Genomic DNA, 4,128 nt, shown 5'->3' on the forward strand with positions numbered 1-4,128 from the left:
GGTGCCCAGCGCGAGCTGGCCGAGCCCGGCGGCGACCGCGGCCGCCGCCCCGCCGCTGGATCCGCCCGGGGTGAGGCCCGGGTCGTGCGGATTACGGGTGATCCCGGTGAGCGTGTTGTCCGTGACCCCCTTCCACGCGAACTCCGGGGTGGTGGTCTTGCCGATCACCACGCACCCGGCCTCGCCGACCGCCGAGGTGACAGGGGCGTCGTCGGGCCACGAGGCGGGATCGGACGCACCGGGCTTGTCGGCCAGGAGGCGGGAACCCCGGAGCGTCGGGACGCCGCGGGTGTAGAAGATGTCCTTGATCGTGGTGGGGACGCCGTCGAGCGGGCTCAGCGGTTCACCACGGTGGTACCGCTCCTCGGACGACCGCGCGGCCGTCAGCGTCGCGTCACGATCGACGTGACAGAAGGCGTTGATCTCGCCGTCGACCCGATCGATCGCGGTGAGCACCTCCTCGGCGGCATCGACCGGGGAGAGTTCGCCCCGGCGGTAGCCGTCGGCCAGTTCGAGGGCCGTGTGCGACAGGGTCATCGGCGCGCCTTCCATGGAACCGTCTGATTGTCGACAATCCTACAGGCGGCCGGGTCACGGTCAAGCGTCACGCCACACGGGGCGGGTCACCGTTCGAGGACGGCCTTGAGGAACGTGCGTGTCCGGTCCTGCTTGGGATCGGTGAAGATGGCCTCGGGGGTGCCCTCCTCCACGATCTTGCCCTGATCGAACACCAGCACGCGGTCGGCCACGTCGCGGGCGAACCCCATCTCGTGGGTCACGATGAGCATCGTGATGTCGGTGGACTCGGCGATCATCCGCAGCACCCCGAGCACGTCGGCGACAAGCTCGGGATCGAGAGCCGAGGTGACCTCGTCGAGGAGCAGGATATCGGGATCCATCGCCAGCGCCCGGGCGATGGCGACCCGCTGCTGCTGCCCGCCCGACAGCGTGGTCGGGTGGGCGTTCTCCTTGTCCGCGAGACCGACCGTGTCGAGGAGCTCACGTGCCCGCTCCACCGCCTCCCCCTTGGACCGCCCCAGGACGTGGATCTGCGCCTCGGTGATGTTCTCGAGCACCGTCATGTTGGGGAACAGGTTGAACTGCTGGAACACCATCCCGATCTTCGAGCGGACGGCGCGCAGGTGCTTCTGGGAGGCCTTGACCAGCGTGTCGCCCTTGAACTGGTGGGTCAGGGGTTCGCCCTCCACCCAGATCACGCCGTCGTTCGCCTCCTCGAGGGTCATCAGCAGGCGCAGGATCGTCGTCTTGCCCGACCCGCTGGGGCCGATCAGCGCGACCCGCTCGCCCCGCCGCACGGTGAAGTCGAGGTGGTCCAGGACCACGTGGTCGCCGAACTGCTTGACCACCTTCTCGAACACCACCATCGGCGACTCGCCGCCTGTCGGCGTGCTCGGCCGCGTCGGCGTGCTGGGGTCAGTAGACAAGGGACTTCTCCAGTCTCCGGATGAGGATCGAGGTCGGGTAGCTCGCGAGCAGGAAGATCACCCCGGCGAGGGTGATGGGCTCGAGGTACTGGAAGTTGCGGGCGCCGTACTGCTGCGCGGCGGTCACCATCTCCACCACCGTGATCGCGAACAGGAACGGGGTGTCCTTGAACAGGGAGATCGCGTAGTTGCCGAGCGCCGGGACCGTGTTGCGGATCGCCTGGGGCAGGACGACGGCACGCCAGGTGCGCCCCGCGGGGAGTGACAGTGCCCGGGCGGCCTCCCACTGCCCGGTCGGGACCGCGTCGATGCCCGCGCGGTACACCTCCGCCATATAGGTCGCGTAGTGCACGCCGATCACGGCGATGCCGATCTGCAGCGCGGTGAACTGCGGGAGCAGGAAGTACGCGAACAACAGTTGGACGACGAGCGGGGTCAGGCGGATGAACTCGGTGACCAGGCGCAGGGGCACGGTGATCACGGCGGGCGCGGCGCGACGCACCATCGCGACGACCAGTCCCAGCACCGCGGCGATGAGGAAGCCGACGACGGTGGCCAGCAGGGTGATCCGGAACCCCTCCAGCAGGATCGGGATGCTCTCGATGGCGCGTTCCCAGCTCCAATCGACGCTCATCGGCCCACCCCCACTGCCTCGTTGACCCGTTCGGGTCGCAGGCTGAGCACCTCACGGAGCGACGGCCCCGCCCCCAGTCGGGACTTCGCCCGGACCTCGAGGAGATTCATGAACAGGGTGAGGACGTACGCGATGACGAAGTAGAGGATCAGCCCGACGCCGAAGGCGAACACCGTATCGCCGGTCACCCGGCGCAGCTCCCCGATGTGGAAGGTCAGGTCCTGCAGCAGGATGAAGCTGGCCAGGGCACTCCCCTTGAGGAGCTGGACCAGGAGGTTGTTCAGCGGCGGGATCATCTGCACCCACGCCTGCGGGAAGACGACCTTGGACATGCGATGCCAGGGCGAGAAGTTGAGGGCGACCGCGGCCTCCTTCTGCGGGGTCGGGACGGCGGCCAGCGAACCACGGACCACCTCGGCGGCGTACGCGCCGTAGTTGAGTCCCAGCGCCAGGATTCCGCAGAAGAGCGGATCGAGTTCGTAGCCGAGCAGCGGCAGCACGAAGAACAGCCAGAACAGCTGCACCAGCAACGAGGTGCCCCGGAAGAACTCGACGATCGTCCTCGACACCCCGCGGATCACCATGAGGCGGGACCCGGCCGCCACGCCGAGGACCAGCGCCATGGCGAAGCCCAGCGCCGCACCGCCCAGTGTCAGATAGATGGTGGTGACGATGCCTTCCTGGAAGCGGGGCCACGCCTCCAGGAAGGCCTCGATGTTACTTTCCACGGTCGTTCGTCACCGGACTCCGTGCACCGTCACTCGCCGGCGCAGAGGTCGGCGGTCGTCAGCGCGGGGTCGGGGAGCTCCCCCTCGGTGAACCCGAACTCACCCACGATGGAGAGGTACTTCTCCGGATCGGAGGTGATCTTGGCCAGTTCCTCGTTGTAGGCGTCGAGGAGCTCCTGGTCGTCGGTGCGGAACACGGTACCGCCCGCGCCGACCTGCGGCTCGCCGTTGATCTCCGCGACGAACGACTCGGTCACCTCGACGGGGGCGTCGGGGTTGTTGTTCTTCATCCAGTTCAGCGAGATGCCGGTCAGGGCGAAGACGTCGGCGCGCCCGGAGGTGACGGCGTCCATCCCGTCTTGGGGGGTCGCGACCTGCATGCTCTCGATACCCAGCTCGGAGGCGTAGTCGGACTCGATCGCGCCCGTCATCGTCGCGAGCCGCGCACCGCTCTCGGCGACGGACTGCATGTCCGTGAGGTTCATCGGGTTGCCCTCCTCGACCATGAGGGCGGTGGTGTAGTTGAACTCGGGCTCGCTGAACGCGGCCTGCTCGCAGCGCTCCGGGAGGATCGACATGCCCGCGCTCACCACATCGAAGCGGTTGGCCTGGAGACCGGGGATGAGGGCACCGAAGTCCGCGTTCACGCCCTCGACGGTGTCGATGCCCAGATTCCCGAAGATCTCGCGGTGGAGGGCGACCGTGGCGCCGGTGAGCTCGCCGTTCTCCTGGAACGAGTAGGGCGCCTCGCCGGCGAAGCCGACCGTCACGCTGCCGCGGTCCTGCAGGGTCTCCAGCAGACTCGAGTCGTCGTCGGAATTCGTCGAGGTACAGCCCGTGAGCCCCAGGCCGATCACCGCGGCGGCGGCGATCACGCTCATCGGACGACGGCGTACGGATGTCCTAAGCACTGATGGTGCCATGGTCTTCTCACCTTCCGGTCGCGGTCGGACACTGGGCGCACCCGGTGCCCGATCCTCTGCGCTCACCGGTACGTCCTTCCGACGCCCGACTTCAGCCTTTGAGTCTCCTTAACGTAACACGCGTCACATGGCGTGCCGGGCGCTTTCGCGGTGCCCGGGTCCGGGCGGCGCGCCTATCCTGACGTCCATGACCACCGCCGAGACCCTGGACGAGGCGCTGCGCCGCGCCGCCGACGCCCCCACCCTCGTGGTGGCGTGCGACTACGACGGCACGCTCGCCCCGTTCGTCGACGACCCCACAAAGGCCGTGCCCGCCCCCGGTGCCGCGGACGCCCTGGCGAGACTGGCGGGGCTGCCCCGGACCACCGTCGCCCTGCTGTCCGGCCGTAACCGCGCGG

6 protein-coding genes are annotated in these 4,128 nt (G+C 68.5%); 1 reads left to right on the plus strand and 5 read right to left on the minus strand.

Annotated features, from left to right (window positions below; genetic code table 11):
• From G6024_RS16005 to ehuB, 5 genes are all read right to left on the minus strand, one after another.
• On the minus strand, positions 1 to 537 hold a 537-nt coding region (locus tag G6024_RS16005), incomplete at its 3' end, for an amidase family protein (protein ID WP_241728331.1).
• Between the two features lie 86 nt (positions 538 to 623).
• On the minus strand, positions 624 to 1,385 hold the full coding sequence (gene ehuA, locus G6024_RS16010; protein ID WP_069388850.1) for an ectoine/hydroxyectoine ABC transporter ATP-binding protein EhuA: 762 nt from the start codon (positions 1,383 to 1,385) through the stop codon (positions 624 to 626).
• Between the two features lie 49 nt (positions 1,386 to 1,434).
• A complete protein-coding gene (gene ehuD, locus G6024_RS16015) occupies positions 1,435 to 2,079 on the minus strand; it encodes an ectoine/hydroxyectoine ABC transporter permease subunit EhuD (protein ID WP_069388849.1) in 645 nt (214 codons plus the stop codon).
• A complete protein-coding gene (gene ehuC / locus G6024_RS16020) occupies positions 2,076 to 2,807 on the minus strand; it encodes an ectoine/hydroxyectoine ABC transporter permease subunit EhuC (RefSeq protein ID WP_067711660.1) in 732 nt (243 codons plus the stop codon). The genes ehuD and ehuC overlap by 4 nt, the downstream gene beginning before the upstream one ends.
• Positions 2,808 to 2,836: 29 nt before the next feature.
• Positions 2,837 to 3,688: an ectoine/hydroxyectoine ABC transporter substrate-binding protein EhuB gene (gene ehuB, locus G6024_RS16025; RefSeq protein WP_200841581.1), complete on the minus strand. Its 852-nt coding sequence runs from the start codon at positions 3,686 to 3,688 to the stop codon at positions 2,837 to 2,839.
• A gap of 229 nt (positions 3,689 to 3,917) precedes the next feature.
• Between ehuB and G6024_RS16030 the strand changes: the two genes are divergently transcribed.
• Positions 3,918 to 4,128: trehalose-phosphatase (locus tag G6024_RS16030; protein ID WP_277355627.1), on the plus strand; the 211-nt coding region annotated here is incomplete at its 3' end.

The sequence above is a fragment of the Dietzia maris genome, assembly GCF_014144855.1.
In the GTDB taxonomy this organism is placed as follows: domain Bacteria; phylum Actinomycetota; class Actinomycetes; order Mycobacteriales; family Mycobacteriaceae; genus Dietzia; species Dietzia kunjamensis.